The organism is Bradyrhizobium sp. BR13661, from assembly GCF_029892425.1.
Classification (GTDB): Bacteria; Pseudomonadota; Alphaproteobacteria; order Rhizobiales; family Xanthobacteraceae; genus Bradyrhizobium.
In genome coordinates this window covers 57632-79335 of record NZ_JARXWB010000035.1, presented here as the reverse complement: position 1 = coordinate 79335, position 21704 = coordinate 57632, and the positions used below count along the sequence as shown (strand labels likewise).

Below are 21704 nucleotides of genomic sequence, written 5' to 3'. Positions count from 1 at the left end.
GATGTGATTGGGGTGAATTACTTGACCGCGCCAGCCGTAAGGCCGCGGATGTAGTAGCGCTGCAGCAGCAGGAAGAGGGCGAGGCATGGCGCCATCATCAGCATCACGCCCGACTGCACCGCACCCCAGTCGATCGTGCCGAATTGACCCGAGCGGACGGCTGCCATCATCACGGGCAGGGTATACTTCTTCTGATCAGTAAGGAGGATCAGTGCGGCCAGGAACTCATTCCACGAAGCGAGGAAGGCGAAGATCGCCACGGTCGCCACTCCAGGCAACACCAGAGGCAGCATCACCCTGCGAAGCATCAGCAATACGGAAGCGCCATCGACCCTTGCCGCGTCTTCGATATCCTTGGGCACGGCGTCGAAAGCATTGCGCATCATGAAGATCGAAAACGGCAGGTGCAACGTCACATAAATCAGCACGAGGCCCGGCAGAGTGTTTTGAAGCCCGAGTTTTGTCAGGATCAGGAACAACGGCGTCAGGATCGATTGAAATGGGATCATCACCGTCGAGATGACCAGCATGAACAGCAGGTTCTTGAGCGGGAACTGAAAGCGCGAGAAACCGTATCCGGCAAGCAGGCTGATGATGACGGTGACGATCACGGTTGCGGCGGCGACCGTCAAGCTGTTGGCGGCATAGGTCCAGATGCCGACGCCGTATTTCGCCAGGTTCTCGTAGCTCTGCGTGCTAAAGCCTTCCACAGGCCAGGGCGGCAGGGGCGGGAGGGCAGCTTCGGCGGAGGACTTGAAACTGACGAGCGCGCTCCAGGCGATCGGTGCGACGAAAAGGAAGGAGATGACAAGTCCGATCGCGTGATAGCGGGTTGCACTCCAGACCTTGCGGCGCGAGGCGGCGGCTTTGCGGGACATCAGGCACCCTCCGGCGTGCGCAGCAGGCGCAACTGGACGACGCTGATGGTGACGAGTATTGCGAGCAGAACCATCGACATTGCTGCGCCGTAGCCGAGGCGGAACGAGACGAAAGACTGGCTGAAGATCCAGTAGACGGCGGTGACCGTGCTGTTCTGCGGGCCGCCGTCCGCGATGATATAGAACTGGTCGAACGCGAGAACAGAGCCGGCGATCGACAAGATCAGTGCCAGTGCAATGGTTCGCCGCATCAGCGGCAAAGTAATGCGGCGGAAGCGTTGCCAGGCGGAAGCGCCGTCCATGCGCGCCGCCTCTTGCACTTCCGAGGAAATGCCTTGCAGGCCGGTGAGCAGAATCATCATGTTGAAGCCGGCCGTCTTCCAGACCACCATGATGATGATTGACCAAAAGGTCGTGTCGAAGCTGGCGAGCAGATTGACCGGCTTCTCCGTCAGGCCAAGTCGGTAAGCGAGCGGCGAGAACAGGCCGACATCGACGTTCATCAACCAGGACCAGAGCAGGCTGGCTGAGCCAAACCCGATGACGACTGGTAGAAAGACGGCGGTGCGGTAGAGCTTTGTCAGCGGTCGCGCTCGTTCGACAAACAACGCGAGCGGAAATGCGGCGGCGAAGATCGCAATAGTGACGATCACGGTATAGTACACCGTAAACCGCATGGCGCCCCAGAAGCGCTGGTCGCTCATCAAGTTCAGGTAGTTGTCGATGCCGATGAAGTGCGCCCGGCCGAGCAGGGGCCAGTTGTGCAGCGACATCCAGAACGCCATGCCGAGCGGTACGAGGAAGAACATGAGCACGAGCAGAATTGCGGGCGCCACGAAGAGCAGGCCAATCAACTGCTTACGACGCAATTGCGCGCCCCGGCGCCGGGGAAGGTGTCCATGGGACATCGTTTGCTGGCTCATGACGGAGTTTCCGACGAAGTGGTAGGTAGCCCGGCGCAAGAGCCGCCCGAGCTTCGTATTGAGATGACGCAGGGCGCGGTCCCCGCACTGGTCATTTTCCAGATGCGTCGATGATCGACTGCATCGTCTTCTCCGCCTTGACGAGGGAGCCCTCGACATCGTTGCCAAAGAAGACCTCGTTCAGCATTTGCTTCCAGGGGCCGGTGCTGCTGTTGATGATGTCGTTGTAGACCGGCGACGACGGCGTCTTGCCGATCTTCATCGCCTCGGTAGCGATCAGATAGCGTTCGTCGAGCGATTTGACAGCCTCAGCCGCGATATCGCCGCGCGTTGGCAGGCTGCCCAGTTTGGCAAGCAGCGTTTGGCCTTCGAGCGAATATACGAAGGTCAGGAATTCGCGCACGGCCGGCAGGTTCTTGCGTCCGGCCGTGACGACGAAATTGTCGCCGCCCGCGAAGGAGGCCTTGCCCCCGGTCTTGCCGGGCAGGAAGGTCACGCCGAACTCGACCTTCGGGTAGTTCTTGACCAGGTTGCCGATTGCAAATGCGCCGATCGGCGACATGCCGATCTTGTCAGTGGCGAAGCCGCCGAAGAAATTGGCTCCTGTATCGGTTTTGGCGCTTTCGGGCACGTAGCCTTTGGCCACCAGTCCGCGATAGAGCGCGACAGCATCGCGCATTTGGGACGTGTTCAGCGTAGCGCGCTTGGCGCCCTCTGCCAAAATCTCGCCGCCCGAAGCCCAGACCAGTGGCATGAAGGTGAAGGCGTTGCACCCGCCGCACGCACCGGAAAAGTAGAAGCCGCGGATGTCACCACCGATGGCGTTGACCTTGCCGGCAAACTCCTCGATCTCGGCCCAGTTCGTGGGCCCTTTCTCCGGGTCGAGGCCGGCCTGTTTGAACAGGCGCTTGTTCCAGAGCATCACGGAAGCGTCGGCCGACATCGGAACGCCGTAGATGCGACCCTCGTAGGTGCCGGCGCCGAGGTGGGCCTTGGACAGGTATTCGAAGAACGGGAAGCTTTTGACCAGCTCGGTCAGGTCCTCGAGCTGGCCGGACGCAGCGAAGGCCGGCGTGTAAACCAGATCGAGCGAAAGCAGATCGGGCGCGGAACCGCCGGCGGCGGCGATTGCGTATTTTTGCACCATCTCGGCGTTGGGTACGATCTGCAGTTCGATCTGCGTCTGGTGCGCGGCATTGAATGCTTTGACCAGCGACGGCATGAACGCCTCGCTGCTCGAGCGCGACCACATCGTCAGCTTTTGTTGAGCCAGTGCCCCGCCTGCGGAAGCAAACACGGTCACGAGTGCCAGCAATCCTGCCTTTAGGACCTTCATTTCATCTCCTCCGGTTGCGGCCTTCGTTGTCGGTGGCCATTTTTGTTCGACGAGAGCACTACGACGAGCGTACGATCAGGCTGCAGGGCAGCTTCCAGACTCCTTTTTCGACCGCCTCGCCATTAACCAGACGAACGAGCGCGAGCCCCGCCTGTCGTCCCAGTTCCTTCAGATTCATGTCGACTGTCGTCAGCGGAGGACGCGTCTCCTTGGCAACGATTTCCCAATTGTCGAAGCCGACGATGGAGACATCGCGCGGCACACTCACGCCGCGTTCGCGCAAGGCATCGACGACGCCGCGCGCGATCTGATCATTGCCGCAGAAGATGCCGTCCGGCTTTTCGGAGGCCGACCACAGCGTTTCAATCGCCTGGTGACTCCAGCGCTCGGACCATGAGCCGAACAGTGTGCCCATGTCCTTCGCTCGCGTAGCCGCGGAGAGCATTTCGGCGCAGGCGAGCGCGCGCTCATGCACAACTTTGAAATCTGATGGACCGGTGATGTGCGCTATGCGTCGCCGTCCCTGAGCGATCAGGTGACGCACCGCCTCAGCCGCCCCTTGCCTGTCGTCTGGCAACAGAGTGACACCGTCGGATGGGCCGGCAGTCAGTGCGTAGACGACGGGGACTGGTAGACCGGATAGGTCCACCGGCAGCGGCTTGTCGATGCGTTTGCCAGTCGCGATGATGCCGTCGACCTGCTTGTCGAGCATCGCTTCCACATGGGTCTTGGCAAGATCGGAATTGTCCTCGACCGCGCAGAGGAACACCGACACGCCATGGTCGATCAGGCCCTCGGAAATCCCGGCCATGACCGGTAGCGTGAAGCGGCCATAAGTATCGTTGGTCAGCAGCCCAACCGTGAAGCTTCGTTTGCGCGTCAGACTCCGCGCCAGAGAGTTTGGTCGGAAACCGAGTTCCAACGCGACGCGTTTGATGCGGTCGCGGGTCTCCTGCGCCATCCGCCCGGAATCATTAAGCGCTTTTGATGCCGTCGCAGTGCTGACGCGCGCGGCCTTGGCCACGTCGTAGATCGTCACACGCTCACTCGATACCCAGCTCGACAAGCTCGCCATCCCCGATGGGAAACCGGTTTCTCATAGTCGAAGTGAGCCGACGATGCAATGAGAAAACGGTTTCTCAGTAATTGATCGGGCTATTAATAGAATAGCTGCGCCGCCCGGCGCGGTACCGCGTGTCATCCTCGCGATTGCGAGGACGTTGCTAGGCTGAGGTTTTTGCGGGTGCAATGCGCCTTGGCTCACTCGGGAGTCACCACAGGGCGGTCAAGGCGAAGATCTGAGGCATTCGGCCCACATCGTGACCGAAGCAGCGGAGCCGGAGTCCGTCCGACCGTCGCGAGCTGGTAGCGTTCGGTCGTGCGACTAATGCTGACTTAGGTCCAGAGGAGACCTGAGTTGCGATTGGAAAGTCATTGATACTGCTCAATCCATAGCTGGCACTTAGTCAGCGGGTCCCAGGTTCGAGCCTTGGTGCGCCCGCCATCGCGAAAGCAGTCTTCTTCAATAAATCGGGGGCAAGATCTGCCGAGCACGAACCGGCTCCCGGGCGGCCTGTCAGGCGGCCGGATTGCTGTGCGAATTCTCCTTCGTTTCAATATCTTCGCCCCTTTCGATTGAGCAGACTCATCGTAGAAGAGGATATTTGGAGGTTTCTCCCGCTTCCGGGCGAACACGAACGTGCCATTTGCCGGGAATTTGACCGCATATTACCCCGGCGATATTCTGTGCCGATCGGGACCCTGGCAATTCGTATGGGGTGCTCATGGAATGGTCGACTAGGCTGCGGCGCGCCGATCAACCCTTTGGAAGTTGGGCGGACGACCTTGCTGCGGCATTTGTTCGTCTTGAGCCGCGCAGGATTGCGGACGAGCCGTTTCAAGGCACTATTTCCAGAGTTGATGCTGCGCCAATCCAGGTCTCTCTGGTGACCGCGACGCGCCATACGGTGGTTCGTCTTGCTCCACATATTTCCGGGAGCAGCGACGATCTTTGTTTCATCAACCTCCAGATCGAAGGGCTGGGGCGCACAAACCAGCGCAACCACGAGCAGACCTGTGCGCCCGGCGATCTCGCCGTCGCCGATACGACGGAGCCGTTCGAGATCGCCAACTGCCACAACTTCAAGCTCTTCTGCTTTGCGATCCCCCGACGGCTGCTGCCGAGCGGGCTGCTCGATCGTCCGCGGCTCAACCTGTCTCGCACGGAGACGGGCCGGGCTCTGTCGAAGACGCTCGCTGGCTATGCCGAAATCTGTCTGGCGGATCATCGGCGTTCAATGACCTCGGCCACGGTCGGTGCGCATGTGGTCGATCTGATCGCACACGCGCCCGACGTGCTGAGCGATCTGTCCGCTGAGCGCGTGCACATCCCGGTCTTGCTTTCGATGATGATCGACCATATCGCGCGGCACAGCGAGGACCCCGAGCTCGGCGCGGCCGCCCTCGCTGCGAAGTTCCGCTGCTCGGAGCGTTACGTCCATCGTCTCTTTGCCATGACGGATAGCTCGGTCGGCGAACACGTCAATGACCGGCGGATTTCCGCCTGCACGCGCCGGCTGCTAGATCCCCAATGCGCTCACCGGACCATTGCTGAAATTGCTTTTGCCGCGGGCTTTCGCGACATCTCGCATTTCAACCGTCTATTCAAGCGCAGCCACGGTTTGGCCCCGCGCGAGTTTCGGCGTGCTGGCAGCGCACGCTGACTGATCCGGTTCAGTCCACGCCAAGAAATCGGACGCTGCTGTCCAAGATTTTCTTCTGATCCCGGGATACCCATGCCCGACGGTTGACATCCGGGATCAGAGGACATCGCCATGGCGATCGATTTCACGCTCACGACGCAACAGCGGGATCTTCAGCGCGCTTCGCGCAAGTTCGCCAACGAGGTGCTCATCGAGGCTCGGCGGGCTGAACTGCTGGCAACACCGGAAGAACGCTTTCTCGCGACCCGGCCCACCTATGAGGCGATGGTCGCGGCCGGCTATTTGCGCAAATGCATTCCGTCGCCGGCGGGGGGCGAAAACTCAGGCTTGATCGACATGGCGATCTTAGCCGAGGAATTCTACAGCGTGAACGCCAGCGTGACGCTGACGATGCTCGGCACCGTGCTCGGCCTCTTGCCGATTTTGCTCGGCGGCACGCCGGAGCAGTGTCAGCGCCTGCTGGTGTCGTTCCTGAAGAAGAATGGCGCGCCGCTCGCCGGATTCTGCTCCAGCGAGCCGGGCGGTAGCGCCAATTCCGGCTCGCCTCCGCCGGGCGAAGGGGTTCGCACCACCGCGAGACGGGAGAGCGACACCTGGGTGATCAACGGCCGTAAGAAATGGGTGTCCTCGGCAACGGGCTGGAACCGCGAAGGCGCCGATGTCCTGTGTGTCGTGTGCCGAACCAATTCCGAAGCGCCCCCTAGCGAAGCGATCTCGGTCATTGCTGTCGAGGGACCGGTCAAGGGCCTTGTGTTCGAACGCGCCATCGACACGATCGGCCATCGCGCGCATCTTGTGCCGCAGTTCGGATTGCAGAATGTTGCGACACCGCACCGCAATCTATTAGGCGAGGAGGGGGCCGGTCTCGCGCTTACGGCGGCCGCCTTCACGGGGACTGCGGCGCTCGTCGGCATCTTTGGCGTGGCACTCATGCGCGCGGCATTTGAGTTCGCGCTGCATTTTGCCCAGATCGAAAAGCGCGGCGGCGTTCACCCGATCATCGAGCATCAGGCGGTCGGATACGCCTTGGCCGATGCCAAGACTACGATCGAGGCCGCCCGCTATCTCAGCTGGCGCGCCTGTCACGCGGTTGATACCCAGTCGCCGGGGGCCGATGAGCTTGCCATCGAGGCCAAGATCTTTGGCTCGGAAGCCGCGGTGCGCGTGATCACTGATCTCATGCGGGTAGTGGGCGTCGATAGCTACGATCACGAAGCGCCGTTCGCTCGTCTGCTCCAGGATGCGCTGGCACTGCCAATCTTCGACGGCGGCAATATGGGCGTCAGGCGACGGCAACTGCACATGATGTTTCGGCAAGGCAGCTACGATCCGCTTGCGGCAAGCGGCGCAACTTGAGGGGATGGTTATGGGCACAGAGCGGAAAGTCGCCATCGTCACGGGAGCATCTCAGGGGATCGGCGCGGGGATTGCCGAGGCCTTTCGGCAGCGAAATTACGGGGTCGTTGCGACATCGCGATCAATCAAGGCAAGCGCAGATGCCGACATGGTGGCCGTGCCGGGCGACGTCGGCGATCCCCAAATGGCGCAGCGGGCGTTCAGCGCCGCGCTCGAGCGTTTCGGCCGGGTCGACACGCTGGTCAACAACGCCGGCATGTTCATGGCAAAGCCGTTCACCGCATACACTCGGGCCGATTATGAGGCCTACGTCTCGACGAACGTTGAAGGGTTCTTTCACATGACCCAACGTGCGCTCGACATCATGGGCAAGCAGGGGCGCGGCCATGTCGTCACGATCACGACCAGTCTCGTCGACCAGCCGATGAACAGCGTCCCGGCCGCTTTGGCATCGCTTACCAAAGGCGCCTTGAATGCGGCCACCAAGGCGCTCGCGATCGAGTATGCGAGCACGGGTGTCCGCGTCAACGCAGTCTCGCCCGGCATTATCAAAACGCCGATGCATCCGCCTGAGGCGCATCAAGCGTTGGCCGCGCTCCACCCGATGGGCCGGATGGGAAACATAGCCGACGTTGTCGATGCGGTACTTTACTTGGACGGCGCAGGGTTTGTGACAGGCGAAATTCTTCACGTAGATGGAGGACAGTCCGCCGGCCACCACCGCACCTAGAAGCAGGGGCGGTCGAAAAAAAGTTCTTCGGCGAACCTTCTGCCGATCGCCGACAGCGCTCCTGGCGAGCGGGCCCGGCGGCGAGGTTTGATTTCCCGCGGATCACGATTCTACGCCAGCGGATTGGCGGAAGATTCGCTATCGAAGCAATGACCGAAATTCGTACGTTGTCGATCCCGACACCTGCTTACTGCTATGATGTGCCTCTAGTCTGGTTTTTTGAGGGCAGGAGGGCTCTTCTTCAGCGTCTGCCAGCTATTGGGCCCGCAACGCCTCTCTCTGCCGCTCCGATCTAACAAACTCGGCAGATGCTCTACACGGTCGCGATTGGCGGGCCGGCGATGATCATCGTCAGCAGGGAGGCCGGCGGAAAACTGCCGAGGCAATAGGCCGTGCCAACGCAGCCCATGAACACGAGCAGCGCCACCGGGGCGCGGAGGTCGGGATCCACGACCCCGAACGGCGCCAGAATCCAGAGCACGAAGCCCGTGTTGGGGACGATCGCGACGATACGCGTTCTGACCAGCTGACGCTGGGCCTGCTCGGGGGAGAATTCGCTGCCGTCCAGGCGCACCCACTGGATCAAACGCACTAGGCAGATCGCGAGAAGTCCCGCCGGCAGCGCAAACCGCAGCCATGGTGAAACGTTCGCCGGCACGGCGGCTGCTACGTCCTCAACCCCGGCGAGGCCGCGCTGCCGGAAGCCATTTTCATGGCGGGCTTTGGCGGCTTCAAGGTCGTTTCGGTCGACTACCGGATGCCGCCTGAAGCCTTTTTCCCGGCGGCGCTCGATGACGGGATGACGGTGTACAAGACGCTGCTCAAGACCACCGATCCGAAACAGATCGCGGTGTTCGACAGCGCGGCTGGGGGCGCTCTCACGTTGGAGATGATGCTCAAGGCCAAGTAGGACGGCTTGCCGATGCCGGGTGCGATCGCGCCGGGCACCCCGATGTCCGACGTGACCAAGGTCGGCGACAGCTTCGTGACCAATGCCCGGCTGGACAACGTGCTGGTCTCGCCGGACGGCATCTGCGACGCGGGTACGGTCGTATACGCCAAGGGTCACGATCTGAAGGATCCGCTGCCGTCGGCGGTTTACGGCGACATGGCCGGCTTTCCGCCCACCATCCTGACCAGCGGCACGCGTGGCCTCCTTCGGCCACAAGGCCGGTGGGACTCGGGTGTCAATTGGAGGGATTGATGTGCTTGGGAAGTAAGTCTGTCAGGCTTCATGCTTCCGTAGCAAACTTCATCAAAGCCCGGCGAAATCGCTGGGAATCCTATCGCGCGAATCACTTTAAACAGAGCAGTTATCACACTGCCTGGGCCTAATGCCGACTTGGGTGCGACAGAGGGATATCACACCCCGCTCACCCGTGTGGTCAAGTTGCAGAAGGTCGATCCTGCACTTGCGCTTTCCTTCCTGATGACGATCGCTGACTTGGCTGCGCTGATCATGCGTTCTGGGATCATATGGCTTTTCAGGCTGGCTTTAGATTGATCCACTAGAAACAGTCAGGCTGAGCTTCGGAGCGCAGTGACTAGAGCTGACGATGATCGCTGCGGTTGGCGGATATCGTCGGCTTCGGGCGCGGCCCGTTTCCGGCTGAAATGCTTGGCCACTCTTTTTCAAGGAGTGATTTCGGCAGTACTTACACCACGGCGCCGGCGGCTGCAGGATGAGATTAAGGATGGCGTGACGTACGGCGAGCACGTTAGGTTGAGGGGGCCCGTTGATTGTTTTCTTCCCGCCGCGCGTATGCGAGGCGACGATGTTGACGGAAGGCTTAGGCAATGATTTTCATCAGGGCGTGGCGATGAAGACCTTGCCATGATCGCCCTTCGAAGAGGCCAAATAGTGCTAATAGCCATATAATGTTTATGGCAAAGGTGCGCAACGAGGCCGTGCACCCTTAAACCCGGCGGCTTCATGCGACTAAAGCAATGTCTGCTTTGCCCTATAGCGACCGACTTCGTGCGGCAGCGCAATATGTCGCGATGGGCCGCAAGCAGTCATACGTGGGGCGGCACCGCTATTCGTCTGTGAGCCTCCACTAACCGTCCTTCACGAAGTAACCCATCAGGTCGTCCACTTTGTGCTCCAAATCCCGCATGACGTTCTCAATGGCGTCTCCGAATGAGATGACGCGCCAGGCGCCGCTCGATCCCTGTTCTTAGACCAGCCAGCCGGACCTTACCTATCGGACAAGATCCAAGCGCTGCGCCCGCCCGCAGGAACGTTGGACATCGCGCCCGTATTCAGAGGGGTCGGCACTCCAGTCGGCACCTAAAGAGGAGCTCTCATTGATGAGAAAGATGTATCTGGGTTTGGCGATTAGCGGCGCATTGTTGGGTGTCGGTGCATTCGCGCATTCGCAAGGCGCCTCGACAGGCGGGTCCAGCGGTCACGAGAAGCAATGCTGGGACGTGGCCAACAAGGTAGTTCGCGACGTAAGCGGCGCCACTGCTACCGGCCCATCCGGAAATACGACTGTCGGCTCCGCAACTTCATCCGGGTCGAGCGCTGGCACTTTCTCAACCACTTCTTCCGGTACGAGTACAAACGCCAATGCATCCTCCCGCCCAGCTGGAGTGCCCGACTGTTAGCAAGGCGATTACGCCCGTCTGGCAACCGTACTACTCCCCCGCTTTACGGGAGATTTTTTTATCACCGAAACGGGTCCGTCAGCCGGAAGATTCAATTTCGGTAAGTACCGCTGTCGTTCGCTGGCGATCGTATTCCATCATTGCACAAGATGTGATCCGGGCTACTCTAAGATCCCTGGCGGGGTACACACAGTATCCGGTCCGGTCGGCGAAGCTCCTTGTGAATCGAGCGAGGGGCTGAAAATGGTTGCGTGACGACGAAGAAGCGCCGCATTTGAAGGGCGAAACTCATCGGAGGCGGCTCACTCAATTCACAAAGATCTAGAAAAGCGGGAGGACTCTACATGAACAAGCAGTGGCGTTATTCTTGTTTTCCTGTTGTTGTTATTGCTGCCGTCGCAGCATCATCGGCACTCGCTCAATCGGTGGACACGGCGCGGATCGAAGCCGCCGGTCAGAACGACTGGCTGACCTATCATGGCTCATACAAATCGTATCACTACAGCCCGCTGGCACAGATCAACCCGAGCAATGTGAGTAACCTGAGTGTCGCCTGGATCCATATTCCGGGACGTTCGACACGAGGATTACAATCGATGCCTCTCGCGGCGGATGGAGTGCTGTATTACACGGGCTCGTATAGCCGCACCTTTGCGCTGAACGGCGCAACCGGCGAGGTAATCTGGTCCTACTTCCCCGAGTTGGACGAGGCCTTGGTAGCGCGGCAGACCCACTCACCCTACAACCGTGGTGCCGCCATCGGCGAGGGAAAGGTCTACGTCGGAACGATGGATGGCCACCTCATCGCGCTCGACATGAAGACCGGAAAGGTAATGTGGGACACCAAGCTGATCGATTCCCAAAAACTGACCGTTGGTTTCACTGGAGCGCCGCTATACGCAAAGGGCACGGTGGTGATCGGCGCGCAGGGCGGTGAATGGCCAGGCCGCGGCCCGATCTTCGGTGTTGATGCCACCACCGGTAAAAAGAAATGGGAATTCCTGACGGTCGCCGGCACTGACGACGCCATGAAGACCTGGGGTAATGACTCCTGGCGCACCGGTGGCGGCGGTGGCTGGATGCCTGGCACTTACGACGCCGATACCAATACAATCCTGTGGGGCACTGCAAACCCGGCGCCGCTCTACGATTGGTCGGGAGCCGATTACAAGACGCAAGGCGCGCGTCCGGGAGACAATCTCTACACCACCTCGGTGATTGCGCTCGATATCGACAGCGGCAAGCTAAAATCCTATCACCAGGAGCTCCCCCACGACGCGTGGGATTTTGATAGTGCGGTCGGCGAGTTTTTGATGCTTGATCGCGATGGCCAGAAATACGTCGTCCATCCTAACAAGAGCGGATATATCTTCGTTTATGACCGGAATCTCGCTGTCAAGAACGTGTGGCGGATCACGCAGAACAGCAATTTCGTCAAGGACATCGATCCCAAGACGGGTGAGCTAATCGGCCGCCGCGACTTTTCCGCCGGGAAGGTTTCCGAACCGTTGTGCCCTCATATATCGGGCGGGGTGAGCTGGAATTCCGGATCGTACAACCCGAAAACAGGGCTCTATTACAAGCTTGGCCAAGAATGGTGTATGACGCTCGAAGTTCAGAAGACGACTCCGATCGTTGCTCCTCAGGCTCAACTCAACATCGGAGCAGACTTCAAGATCGCACCGCCGCCCGGCGGTGAGATCTACGGCCACCTCGACGCGCGTGATCCCATCACCGGTGCCAAGAAGTGGGAAGTCCGCTTCCCCGAGCCGCCGCTTGGAAGCGTGTTGTCGACCGGAGGCAATCTGGTCTTCGTGCCGGATTCGCGCGGCACGGTTCATGCCTACGATGCCGACTCCGGAGCCGAATTGTGGAGCCACGGCGACGGCACTGGCCACCAGGGTGGCATTATCAGCTATGCCGTCAATGGCAAACAGTACATCGCGGTCGTCGCGGGCTTCGGCGGCATGGCCTCGGATGATTACGCGCCGACCTTCGGCGGCGTCTACAAGAGCATGCCTCGCGACGACGGCGCGCTCGTTGTCTACAGTCTGAAATAATCCGTCACGTCGGGAGGGAGCGGCGGCGTCGCTCCCTCTATTGAAGCGGAGCTAACGAGGCTCTGCGCAAAATGATCGCTGAGAGGTAGGGTTGGTCGGTATGCGATTGGCTTGGAAGATCACGACGTTTTCGACCTCGACACTGGCCGCGCTTCTTACGATTTCCACCTTGGCCGCTCGCGCGCAGCAACCTGCGCCGGGCGCTCCGGATAACCAACAGCTCGATGTCGGGCAGTTGTTCGCGACCACTTGTGGCTGGTGTCACTCCGACGGCGGTCGCGCCGCCGGCAAGGGGCCGCAGCTGATGGACACAAAGCGGGATGACGACTTCATCCGCAACCGCATCAAGAACGGCAAGGAAGGCGCGATGCCAGCCTTCGGCGCGACGTTCAGCGATGCGCAGATCGACGAGATCATTAAATACGTTCGCGCTCTGAAGCCACATGAAGGCTAGGCCACATTGATCTACACCCTTAATTCCATCAAGAGCTATCTCCCTCTCGTGTTCAGCGCCCTGGTGGGACTAACCAGCGTCGCGCAGGCCCGATCTCTCGATGCGATCCGCAACTCTGGTGTGCTCGGATTATGTGCCCACCCCAATTCGCTGCCTTTCGCTAACAAGGCCGGTGACCCTCCGGGATTTCAGATCGAACTAGGCGCTGCGTTCGCGCGTGAGCTCGGCGTCACCCTGAGGCCGGACTGGATCATCACTCAATACCAGATGAGGAGTGCGGGCTGTGACATTGTGCTCGACATCATCGCCGATGGCGAAGCGCAGGGCGAGACTAACCTGAAAATATCGAAACCGTATTACCGCACAGGGGTTGCGCTGGCGGTTTCTGATGGAAGCCGGCTCACGTCATTCAGGAGCCTCGACGAACACTCGAAAGTTGGTGTCCTTGTCGGGTCGATGGCGGCTATGACCCTCGGGCAGCGACACGTGCCCACGTCGACCTTTGGGTTTGAGGTCGACAGCCTGGAGGCTCTTGTCAATCATGAGATTGATGCGGCTGCGGTCACCCCGACAGCCGCCAGCTATTTCAATTTGACGCATCCGGACAAGGCGGTACACATCCTAGCACTTGACGAGAACGAGGCTGGGCTCAACTGGAACGTTGCCGTTGGCATGGTGCGACCGGATGACCAGTTGCGCGAGGCCATCGACGGAGCTCTGGACCGGCTGCGGACCGACGGTACGATTCATCGGATCTACGAGCGCTACGGTGTCGTCTTACAGTCGCCAAGGTAAACCCTATACGCCGCCGCAACCCAGCAGGCGCCATCTCTTACGATGCATCGCGGCTGGGGCGATGACGAGACTCGGCTCCGCACGCGGTCGAGAGCTTCGGAAGATTGGCCTGCAGCTCTACACCGTTCGTGACCTGCTAACGGCCGATTTTGAGGGGACCATGAGGAAAGTTGCCATTCTCGGATACCGCGAGGTGGAGTTTGCCGGTATTCTCGGCTTAGACGTCAGCCGCACGCACAAGCTCCTGCGCGGCTTGGGTCTCACTGCTTAATGAACGAATGCCGGCCTAGGCGCACGCCATGATTACCGGGCAAGGCCAACTGCTTTTGATCCTAGAATGCTGGTCTGCTCGGGGCGTTTGCAATTACCGCAGGTGGCGGCCCAAGAGCATACGCTCGATGCCCTGATGAGAAAGTCGGTAGGTCGCCTGCCACCGCGCCGCCTTAGCTTCGAGAACGACCATGCCACGCGCTGGATCACGGAAGAACGCTTCGCCTCAACGAATTGCAAGAACTAGGCGGGACGATCGTAAGCAAAACGCGAGCGGAATGGAGGCGGCTGCAGTCATTGCCGCCAAATTAGGGCGCAACCAAGCGGCCCCTGGGCCGAATTGGAATGGAACTGCCTAGTTTCGCCAGATATTGGAATCATCTTCCGATTTCGCGGCAAACGTCCCCGCATTTTGAGAAAATCTTCAAGACGTGACGGTTTATGTTCGCAGGTTGGGAAGCCGATCATGCAACAGAAAACACCGTCGCCGCGATCAACTGCGTCGCACAAGATTGATCTCATCAGGCGCATCGACCTGATCACCTTGCGTCTGTTCATCGCTATCTGCGAAGAACGCAATCTGACGCGCGCCTCGCAACGCGAAGCGATCGCCGCATCCGCGGTCAGCAAGCGCATGCATGATCTGGAGGAGGCACTCGAGGTTGCCCTGTTCGAGCGGCACCCGACCGGGATGGCTCTGACGCCTGCGGGACAATCGCTGCTGCATCATGCGCGCGTCACTTTGCTCAACGTCGAGAAGATCGCGGTCGACATGGCCGAGCACGCCCGCGGCGTGCGCGGACATATGCGGATGCTTGCGAATCTGTCCTCGATCGTCGAATTCCTTCCCGACGATCTGCCCGGATTCTTCCGGTCGCACGAGTTGGTGCGGCTCGATTTGCAGGAGCGGCCAAGCGCCGACGTCGTTCGCGGTGTCGAGGAGGGCGTCGCCGAGATCGGCATCTGTTCGACGGATGTATCGACCCGCGGGCTGGAACGCTTCTCGTATCGGAGCGATCGCCTCGTCATCGTGGTGCGGTCCGATCATCCGTTGACGCGGGTCGGCGAGGTGTCCTTTGCCGATACACTCGATTACGATCATGTCGGCCTTTTCGCGACCAGCTCGATCTATCTGCGATCGCAATACACCGCGCAGCAGATCGGCAAATCGATCCGGTTGCGTGTTCATGTCCCCGGCTTCGATGCGGTTTGCCGCATGGTCCAGGCAGGCATGGGCATTGGCCTCATTCCGGATCGCGCGTTCGAGGTGCTGAGCCAGGGCATGGATCTGGCAGCCATTCCGCTGCGCGACGATTGGGCCGATCGCGAGCTGGTGCTGGTTACAAGGGATCCTGCTGGCTTGTCGGCAACGAGCCATCTGATGCTCGCGCATCTGCGCTCTCCCTCGGCCAGCACCCACTAGTTTTGCGGCGTTCGTCATCCGCGAACGCTCCTTCATCAACGACTATTGGACTCAACACCTCCTGGTAGGCGACATCTCGACGAAACAGATCGTCGAGGAGCGCCTGCCGTGGATGGACCGCTGTCCGGAATTCGAGTCGTCGAGCTTGGAACTTTGATTGCCGCGCCGTTCGCCGCGCGGCTGCTTGCTGAATTCGGCGCCGATGTGGTCAAGATCGAGCAGCCCGGCAGCGGTGATCCGCTGCGCAGCTGGCGAAAGCTGCATCAGGGCACTTCGCTCTGGTGGTACCTGCAATCGCGCAACAAGAAGTCGATCGCGATCGATCTGAAGTCGCCGGAGGGGCGCGAGGTGGCGCTTCGCCTTGCGGCGCAGGCAGATGTCGTGATCGAGAATTTCAAGCCGGGCAGCCTCGAGAAGCTTGGCCTCGGCTGGGACGTGCTGTCCAGGCTCAATCCGAACCTGACGCTGGTACGCATCTCCGGTTACGGCCAGACCGGTCCTTACCGCGATAGGTCCGGCTTCGGCGCGATCGGCGAGGCGATGGGCGGCCTTCGCTTCACCACGGGCGATCCGGACAGCCCGCCAGCTCGTGTCGGGATCAGCATCGGCGACAGCCTCGCTTCGCTCCACGGCGTGATCGGCGCTCTGATGTCGCTGCTGCGGGTCAAGACCGGCCAGGGGCGTGGCCAGGTGGTCGACGTCTCGCTCTACGAGAGCGTGTTCAATCTGATGGAGAGCCTCGTCCCCGAATATGACCTCATGGGGCATGTCAGGACCCGCACCGGTGGCGCTCTGCCGGGCATCAGCCCCTCCAACACCTATCCGAGTTCGGACGGTCAGCACGTCGTCATCGCCGGCAATAGCGATGCGATTTTCCGGCGCCTGATGGAGGTCGTCGGCCGGCCGGATCTCGCCGACGATCCGTCGCTCGCCAGCAACGACGGGCGCGTTCGCCGCAACGCCATCCTGGACGCCGCCATCACCGCGTGGACGGCAACGCGGACGATGGAGCAGATTCTGGCGGTCTTGGACGGCGCCGACGTTCCCGCAGGACGGATCTACTCGGTCGCGGACATCGTCAGCGATCCCCATTATGCGGCTCGCGAGATGATTTTGCCCACCGAGTTGCCGGGCGATGTCACCGTGAAGATGCCGGGCATTACGCCGAAACTCTCCGACACGCCAGGCGACGTCAGATGGTCGGGTCCGACGCTCGGTCAGCATACCGACGAGGTTCTGGCGGGTCTCGGTCTCGAGCAGGCCGAGATCGCGCGGCTGCGCCGCGTTGGAGCGGTGCAATGACCGCGGCGCCACCCAACATCGTCATTCAGGAAGTCGCGCCGCGCGACGGGTTGCAGATCGAGCCGAAATGGGTCGAGACGCCCGATAAAATCAAGCTGATCGATTCCCTGTCCGCGATCGGCTTCGCCCGCATCGAGGTATCGTCCTTCGTCTCGCCCGCGGCCGTGCCGTCGCTGCTCGACGCCGCCGAGGTTTTCGCCGGCTTCACGCGGCGGCCGGGCACGGTCTACACCGCATTGATCCCGAACCGGCGCGGCGCTGAGCTGGCGCTGGCGGCACGCGCCGACGAGCTCAACTTCGTGATGTCGGCGAGCGAGACCCATAACCGCGCGAATATGAACATGACGCATGCGCGCTCGCTGGCGTCGCTCGCCGAAATCTCAGGGCCCGCTCATGAAGCCGGCGCTCTGCTCAACGCCACCGTCGCGACGGCGTTCGGTTGTCCGTTCGAGGGTGCGCAGCCGTTCAACAAGGTGCTGGACATCGTCAGGCGCTATCTCGCTCTCGGCGCCGACGGCATCACGCTCGCCGATACGACCGGCATGGCCAATCCGAACCAGGTCTCTCACCTAGTGGCCAGAACCTTGCTGCTGGTGCCCGCGGACAAGCTGACGCTTCACTTCCACAACACCCGCGGCCTCGGGTTAGTCAATGTGCTGGCCGCTCATGATGCTGGAGCGCGACGCTTCGATGCGGCGCTCGGCGGCTTGGGCGGGTGCCCGTTTGCACCCGGGTCTACGGGCAATGTCTGTACCGAAGATCTTGTCAATCTCTGCCACGAGATGGGTCTCGCGACCGGCCTCGATCTGCGAGGCCTGATTGACCTGTCATGCAGTTTGACCGGACTGGTCGGGCATGACGCACCGGGGCAGGTCGCCAAGGCCGGTCTTGCCTCGGACCTACATCCGATTCCGGAGCGATTCCGGCACTCGGGCTGAACATCCAACAACTCAGAATCTCAAATAACATAAGGAGGAAACCATGACCATGACAGCGTCGGCCATCGGCCATGTCGACACCCGGATCTCCGAACATCTGGTTATCAGGAAGATCGCCTGGCGGCTGATGCCGCTGATCATAGTCTGCTACTTCTTCGCGTTCTTCGACCGCGTCAACATCAGCTTCGCCAAAGCCGCGCTCCAAGCCGATCTCGGGCTCAGCAACACGGCCTATGGGTTAGGCGCGAGCCTGTTCGTCGTCGGCTACGTCCTGCTGGAAGTGCCGAGCAACATGCTGCTGTATCGCTTCGGCGCGCGGCGCTGGATCGCCCGCATCATGATCTCCTGGGGCATCGCCACCGCGGCTATGGTGTTCGTGCGCGGCGAATGGCAGTTCTACTCACTGCGGTTTGTGATCGGCGCCATGGAAGCAGGATTTGCGCCCGGCATTCTCTACTATTTGACACTTTGGTTCCCGAAGTCGCACCGGGGGCGCATGACGTCGGTGTTCTTCCTCGCCACCGCATTCTCAGGGATCATCGGTGCGCCGATCTCCGGGCTCATTCTCAACTATCTCAACGGAGTGCATGGTCTCGCCGGCTGGCAATGGCTGTTCGTGGCTGGCGGCCTCCCGTGCGTTGCGCTCGGCCTAGTCGTCCTATTTCGTTTCGATGACGGCATTGAGCAGGCGAAGTGGCTGAGCGACGACGAACGTCGTCTCATCTCGGTGCAGCTCGACCGGCAGAAGAGCGAGATCGGCGAGCATCCGGCGTGGCGGTCGCTGCTGATGCCGGGCGTGCTGCTGCTGGGCTTCATCTACTTCCTGATCCAGGTCGCCTCGTATGGGCTGAATTTCTGGGCGCCGGACCTGATCAAGGCCGCTGGCGGCGGCAGCGCGGCAGCGATCGGTTTCCTGACGGCAGCTCCCTATTTCTGCGGTGCCATCAGCATGCTGGTGGTCGGACGGATGTCCGATGCGTCGGGCGAACGTCCTAAGTTCGTGGCCGCCTTGATCCTGGCCGCAGGATTCGGCTTCTTCGCCAGCGGAGCCTTCGACAAGGATGTCGTGACGCTGGTGGGGGCGCTTGCCGTTCTTGGCGCCGGCGTGGTTGCCGCGATCCCAATATTCTGGACCCTGCCGCCAAAGATCCTGACCGGTGCGGGCGCTGCGAGCGGCATCGCACTGATCAACACGCTTGGCCAGATCGGAGGCATTGTGAGCCCCCTGATGGTCGGCTCCGTCAAGGACTGGACCGGCAGCACGACGCCCGCACTCTACGTCATCGGCGGCCTCTGCGTGCTCTGCGCGATCCTGTTGTTGACGGCCCTACCTCGCGACTTGAAGGCGAGCGATCTGCCGAACTGAGCTTGTCCCGAAGCTCACTCATCGACCGCCTTGCAAGCTAGGGTCTGTTTGGATTCATCTTGAGTTTATCACGGCGGCGGTCAGGTTGATCATTGCTTCGAAGCTCAGATCGGTTTTGTCGGCGCGCATTGCGATGCGTTTGAATTCCTTGAGCTTGCAGAAGAAGCTTTCGATCAGATGCCGCCATTTGTACATTTCCTTGTCGATGGCGATAGGCTGTGCGCGGCGTGGATGCTGGGAAATGACTGCTTTGGCGCCGCGTTGGTCGAGGTCGGCGACGATGGCGTTGCTGTCGGATGCCTTGTCTGCGATCAGCGCATCGGAGGCCAGCCCCTCGATGAGCGACGGGACGCCGACCGTGTCGAAGCGCTGTCCTGGCAGCAGCACGAAGCGCACGAGATTGCCGAGCGCGTCGGTAAGTGCCAGAATTTTGGTGGTCATACCGCCTTTCGAGCGGCCGATGGTTTGGTTTTGCGTCCCCCTTTTGCGCCCTGTCCGTGGCGGTGGACCTTGACGATGGTAGCATCGACCATGACGTATTCCATGTCCGGCTCGTCTGAGACCGCAGCAAACAGACGCTTCCAGACCCCTGCCTTCGCCTAGTCGCGGAAACGCGTGTACACGGTTATCCAGTTGCCGAAGGCGCGCGGCAGATCGCGCCATGGACTGCCTGTCCGGGCGATCCACAAGACTGCTTCGACAAACAGCCGGTTGTTCTTGCCGCCCCGGCCGGGATCGCCCGGCTTGCCAAGGCAATGTGGTTCCATCATCGCCCATTGGGCGTCAGTCAAAACGAATCGGTTCATCCCAAGTTTGAATCACAACCAAGCTGGAATGAGAATCCTGAATCCAGACAGACCCTAGCTCACGACTTTACCGCACCCGATGTCATTCCGTCGATGAACTGTCGTTGCAGCAGCACGAAGATCGCGACAATCGGCAGCACGATCGTCACGGCGGCAGCGAGCATCTCACCCCAATCGGTCGAGTACTGGCCGGTGAGGTTGTAGAAGCGCACGATCGCCGTGACGTTGCTGTCGTTCTGCAGGAACGTCACGGCGATGACGAATTCGTTCCAGGCGTTCAGCCCGACGATGATCGCGACCGTGAGCAATCCCGGCCGCATCATCGGCAGGATCACATACCAGAAGGCCTGCCACGGCCGCGCGCCGTCAACCTGCGCGGCTTCCTCCAGCGCGACGGGAATGGCCAGCGCATAGGTGCGGAGCAGGAAGATCGCAAAAGGCGAGAACATGGCGGTGTAGATCAGCGCCACCGCCGGAATCGAATTCACCAGTCCCAGCTTGGCGAAGATGAAATAGAGCGGATAGAGGTAGAGCTGCACGGGCACGGTAATCGTGGCCATGAAGTAGAAGGTGATGAAGCGCCAGAGCTTGCCCTTCTGTCGCGCCAGCACATAGGCGCAAGGCGTCGCGGTGACGCAGACCATCAGGATGGTGAGAGACGCGACCTCGGCGCTGTGCAACAGGCTCGGTCCAAGCCGGGCGTTACGCCAGGCCGACGAAAAGTTTTCCCAGTGCATCTGGGTCGGCAGCGCCAGCGGGTTCGAGCCGATTTCCGTCGTCGTTTTCAGCGCGTTCATGATCGCGAGCGCGATCGGCAGCAGCGAGCTGAACGACGCGACGCCGATCAGCCCCAGGGCAAACGTCCTGCTCCAGCGATCCCCGATCATGTCGATTGCGCGTCGTCGGTGATCTGGAGCCGGAGATAGACCGCGGTGGCGCAGAGTCCAAACAGGCTCATGACGCAGGCGGCCGCCGCGGCATGGCCGACATCGCCCTCGAAGAAGGCGTGGCGATAGGCGAAGGTGGCCAGCACCTCGCTGCCATAGGCCGGGCCGCCGCGGGTGACGATGAAGATGAACTCGAAGACCTGGAACGACCAGATCACGGTCAGGATGAGCATGAGGGTCAAAGTCGGGCTGATGCCCGGCAGCAGCACGTAGCGAAACAGCGCGAAGAAACCAGCACCGTCGAGCCGCGCCGCCTCGATCTGGTCGACGCTGATCTGCCGCATTGCCGCCAGGAACACAACCGCAAGAAAGCCCCACCAGTGCCAGATATCGACGGCCGCGACCGCGTAGAGCGAGCGGTCGGGATCTGCCAGCGGATCCGAGATCGAAAAGCCGTGCTCGTTCAGCCAGGCGACGATGCCGGTCGCAGGGCTGAAGATCATGCCCTGGAAGATGCGGCCTGTGACCGCCACTGCGATGATACGCGGAAGGAAGATGATGGATTGCACGACGATGCGCGCCTTCGGCGCCATCAAGAGCGCCGCCGCCATCACCAGCGCCAGGCAGACCGGGACGGTGAGGAAGATCGCGGTCCAGATGAAATTGTTGGTCAGAGCCGACCAGAACACGGGATCGGCGACCATGTTCTGGAAGTTGGTCAGTCCAGCCCACACAGGCGTGCCGACGCCGTCCCAGATGAAGAACGCCGCCGTGAATGTCAGCACGGCTGGCACCAGGATGATGCAGACATTGATCAGCAGCGCCGGAAGCGCGAACAGCCACATCT

19 protein-coding genes and 2 pseudogenes are annotated in these 21704 nt (G+C 60.9%); 12 read left to right on the top strand and 9 right to left on the bottom strand.

Annotated features, from left to right (window positions below; genetic code table 11):
* Nucleotides 1–17: 17 nt before the first annotated feature.
* From M2427_RS36265 to M2427_RS36250, 4 genes are all read right to left on the bottom strand, one after another.
* A complete protein-coding gene (locus tag M2427_RS36265) occupies nt 18–878 on the bottom strand; it encodes a carbohydrate ABC transporter permease (RefSeq protein ID WP_280711597.1) in 861 nt (286 codons plus the stop codon).
* Complete coding sequence (locus tag M2427_RS36260; RefSeq protein WP_280711596.1) at nt 878–1801, bottom strand: sugar ABC transporter permease; 924 nt, start codon at nt 1799–1801, stop codon at nt 878–880. The genes M2427_RS36265 and M2427_RS36260 overlap by 1 nt, the downstream gene beginning before the upstream one ends.
* A gap of 91 nt (nt 1802–1892) precedes the next feature.
* On the bottom strand, nt 1893–3137 hold the full coding sequence (locus tag M2427_RS36255; protein ID WP_280711595.1) for a sugar ABC transporter substrate-binding protein: 1245 nt from the start codon (nt 3135–3137) through the stop codon (nt 1893–1895).
* 58 nt (nt 3138–3195) lie between these two features.
* A complete protein-coding gene (locus M2427_RS36250; protein WP_280711594.1) occupies nt 3196–4203 on the bottom strand; it encodes a LacI family DNA-binding transcriptional regulator in 1008 nt (335 codons plus the stop codon).
* Between the two features lie 718 nt (nt 4204–4921).
* Between M2427_RS36250 and M2427_RS36245 the strand changes: the two genes are divergently transcribed.
* The 3 genes from M2427_RS36245 (at nt 4922) to M2427_RS36235 (ending at nt 7946) form a co-directional block, all read left to right on the top strand.
* Nucleotides 4922–5860 carry a helix-turn-helix domain-containing protein gene (locus M2427_RS36245; protein ID WP_280711593.1) on the top strand — a complete coding sequence of 313 codons (939 nt, stop codon included), beginning with the start codon at nt 4922–4924 and terminating at the stop codon, nt 5858–5860.
* Between the two features lie 111 nt (nt 5861–5971).
* Entirely contained in the window at nt 5972–7216 is a 1245-nt protein-coding gene (locus tag M2427_RS36240; protein WP_280711592.1) for an acyl-CoA dehydrogenase family protein, read from the top strand.
* 10 nt (nt 7217–7226) lie between these two features.
* Complete coding sequence (locus tag M2427_RS36235; RefSeq protein ID WP_280711591.1) at nt 7227–7946, top strand: SDR family oxidoreductase; 720 nt, start codon at nt 7227–7229, stop codon at nt 7944–7946.
* A 313-nt stretch (nt 7947–8259) separates the two neighbouring features.
* Here the strand turns inward: M2427_RS36235 and M2427_RS36230 are convergent, their stop codons facing one another.
* Nucleotides 8260–8604: a hypothetical protein gene (locus M2427_RS36230; protein WP_280711590.1), complete on the bottom strand. Its 345-nt coding sequence runs from the start codon at nt 8602–8604 to the stop codon at nt 8260–8262.
* Nucleotides 8605–8658: 54 nt separating this feature from the next.
* On the opposite strand from M2427_RS36230, the gene M2427_RS36225 reads away from it, so the two are divergent.
* Together M2427_RS36225 and M2427_RS36220 are read left to right on the top strand one after the other, a co-directional pair.
* Nucleotides 8659–8856 carry an alpha/beta hydrolase fold domain-containing protein gene (locus M2427_RS36225; RefSeq protein ID WP_280711589.1) on the top strand — a complete coding sequence of 66 codons (198 nt, stop codon included), beginning with the start codon at nt 8659–8661 and terminating at the stop codon, nt 8854–8856.
* Nucleotides 8857–8868: 12 nt separating this feature from the next.
* Nucleotides 8869–9150 (top strand): hypothetical protein, encoded by a 282-nt coding sequence (locus M2427_RS36220; RefSeq protein WP_280711588.1) that lies wholly within the window; start codon nt 8869–8871, stop codon nt 9148–9150.
* Nucleotides 9151–9634: 484 nt separating this feature from the next.
* Here the strand turns inward: M2427_RS36220 and M2427_RS36215 are convergent.
* Nucleotides 9635–9802: pseudogene (locus M2427_RS36215) on the bottom strand (IS701 family transposase); the annotation flags it as partial.
* Nucleotides 9803–10900: 1098 nt separating this feature from the next.
* Between M2427_RS36215 and M2427_RS36210 the strand changes: the two are divergent.
* From M2427_RS36210 to M2427_RS36180, 7 genes are all read left to right on the top strand, one after another.
* Nucleotides 10901–12616 (top strand): PQQ-binding-like beta-propeller repeat protein, encoded by a 1716-nt coding sequence (locus tag M2427_RS36210; RefSeq protein ID WP_280711587.1) that lies wholly within the window; start codon nt 10901–10903, stop codon nt 12614–12616.
* A gap of 100 nt (nt 12617–12716) precedes the next feature.
* Nucleotides 12717–13070: a cytochrome c gene (locus M2427_RS36205; protein WP_280711607.1), complete on the top strand. Its 354-nt coding sequence runs from the start codon at nt 12717–12719 to the stop codon at nt 13068–13070.
* A gap of 27 nt (nt 13071–13097) precedes the next feature.
* Complete coding sequence (locus M2427_RS36200) at nt 13098–13865, top strand: transporter substrate-binding domain-containing protein (protein WP_280711606.1); 768 nt, start codon at nt 13098–13100, stop codon at nt 13863–13865.
* Between the two features lie 736 nt (nt 13866–14601).
* A complete protein-coding gene (locus M2427_RS36195; RefSeq protein ID WP_280711586.1) occupies nt 14602–15558 on the top strand; it encodes a LysR family transcriptional regulator in 957 nt (318 codons plus the stop codon).
* A 108-nt stretch (nt 15559–15666) separates the two neighbouring features.
* On the top strand, nt 15667–16860 hold the full coding sequence (locus M2427_RS36190) for a CaiB/BaiF CoA-transferase family protein (protein WP_280711585.1): 1194 nt from the start codon (nt 15667–15669) through the stop codon (nt 16858–16860).
* Complete coding sequence (locus M2427_RS36185) at nt 16857–17798, top strand: hydroxymethylglutaryl-CoA lyase (RefSeq protein ID WP_280711584.1); 942 nt, start codon at nt 16857–16859, stop codon at nt 17796–17798. Before M2427_RS36190 ends, M2427_RS36185 begins: the two co-directional genes overlap by 4 nt.
* 43 nt (nt 17799–17841) lie before the next feature.
* On the top strand, nt 17842–19164 hold the full coding sequence (locus tag M2427_RS36180; RefSeq protein WP_280711583.1) for an MFS transporter: 1323 nt from the start codon (nt 17842–17844) through the stop codon (nt 19162–19164).
* Between the two features lie 54 nt (nt 19165–19218).
* On the opposite strand, the pseudogene M2427_RS36175 reads toward M2427_RS36180, so the two are convergent.
* The 3 genes and pseudogenes from M2427_RS36175 to M2427_RS36165 form a co-directional block, all read right to left on the bottom strand.
* Nucleotides 19219–19970: pseudogene (locus M2427_RS36175) on the bottom strand (IS5 family transposase).
* Between the two features lie 59 nt (nt 19971–20029).
* Nucleotides 20030–20857 carry a carbohydrate ABC transporter permease gene (locus M2427_RS36170; RefSeq protein WP_280711582.1) on the bottom strand — a complete coding sequence of 276 codons (828 nt, stop codon included), beginning with the start codon at nt 20855–20857 and terminating at the stop codon, nt 20030–20032.
* Entirely contained in the window at nt 20854–21702 is an 849-nt protein-coding gene (locus tag M2427_RS36165) for a sugar ABC transporter permease (RefSeq protein ID WP_280711581.1), read from the bottom strand. The genes M2427_RS36170 and M2427_RS36165 overlap by 4 nt, the downstream gene beginning before the upstream one ends.
* Nucleotides 21703–21704 lie beyond the last annotated feature (2 nt).

Coding starts and splice junctions, on each gene's coding strand:
- M2427_RS36265 (WP_280711597.1), bottom strand. CDS start 878: ATGTCCCGCAAAGCCGCCGCCTCGCGCCGCAAGGTCTGGAGTGCAACC.
- M2427_RS36260 (WP_280711596.1), bottom strand. CDS start 1,801: ATGAGCCAGCAAACGATGTCCCATGGACACCTTCCCCGGCGCCGGGGC.
- M2427_RS36255 (WP_280711595.1), bottom strand. CDS start 3,137: ATGAAGGTCCTAAAGGCAGGATTGCTGGCACTCGTGACCGTGTTTGCT.
- M2427_RS36245 (WP_280711593.1), top strand. CDS start 4,922: ATGGAATGGTCGACTAGGCTGCGGCGCGCCGATCAACCCTTTGGAAGT.
- M2427_RS36240 (WP_280711592.1), top strand. CDS start 5,972: ATGGCGATCGATTTCACGCTCACGACGCAACAGCGGGATCTTCAGCGC.
- M2427_RS36235 (WP_280711591.1), top strand. CDS start 7,227: ATGGGCACAGAGCGGAAAGTCGCCATCGTCACGGGAGCATCTCAGGGG.
- M2427_RS36225 (WP_280711589.1), top strand. CDS start 8,659: ATGGCGGGCTTTGGCGGCTTCAAGGTCGTTTCGGTCGACTACCGGATG.
- M2427_RS36220 (WP_280711588.1), top strand. CDS start 8,869: ATGCCGGGTGCGATCGCGCCGGGCACCCCGATGTCCGACGTGACCAAG.
- M2427_RS36210 (WP_280711587.1), top strand. CDS start 10,901: ATGAACAAGCAGTGGCGTTATTCTTGTTTTCCTGTTGTTGTTATTGCT.
- M2427_RS36205 (WP_280711607.1), top strand. CDS start 12,717: ATGCGATTGGCTTGGAAGATCACGACGTTTTCGACCTCGACACTGGCC.
- M2427_RS36195 (WP_280711586.1), top strand. CDS start 14,602: ATGCAACAGAAAACACCGTCGCCGCGATCAACTGCGTCGCACAAGATT.
- M2427_RS36185 (WP_280711584.1), top strand. CDS start 16,857: ATGACCGCGGCGCCACCCAACATCGTCATTCAGGAAGTCGCGCCGCGC.
- M2427_RS36180 (WP_280711583.1), top strand. CDS start 17,842: ATGACCATGACAGCGTCGGCCATCGGCCATGTCGACACCCGGATCTCC.
- M2427_RS36170 (WP_280711582.1), bottom strand. CDS start 20,857: ATGATCGGGGATCGCTGGAGCAGGACGTTTGCCCTGGGGCTGATCGGC.
- M2427_RS36165 (WP_280711581.1), bottom strand. CDS start 21,702: ATGTGGCTGTTCGCGCTTCCGGCGCTGCTGATCAATGTCTGCATCATC.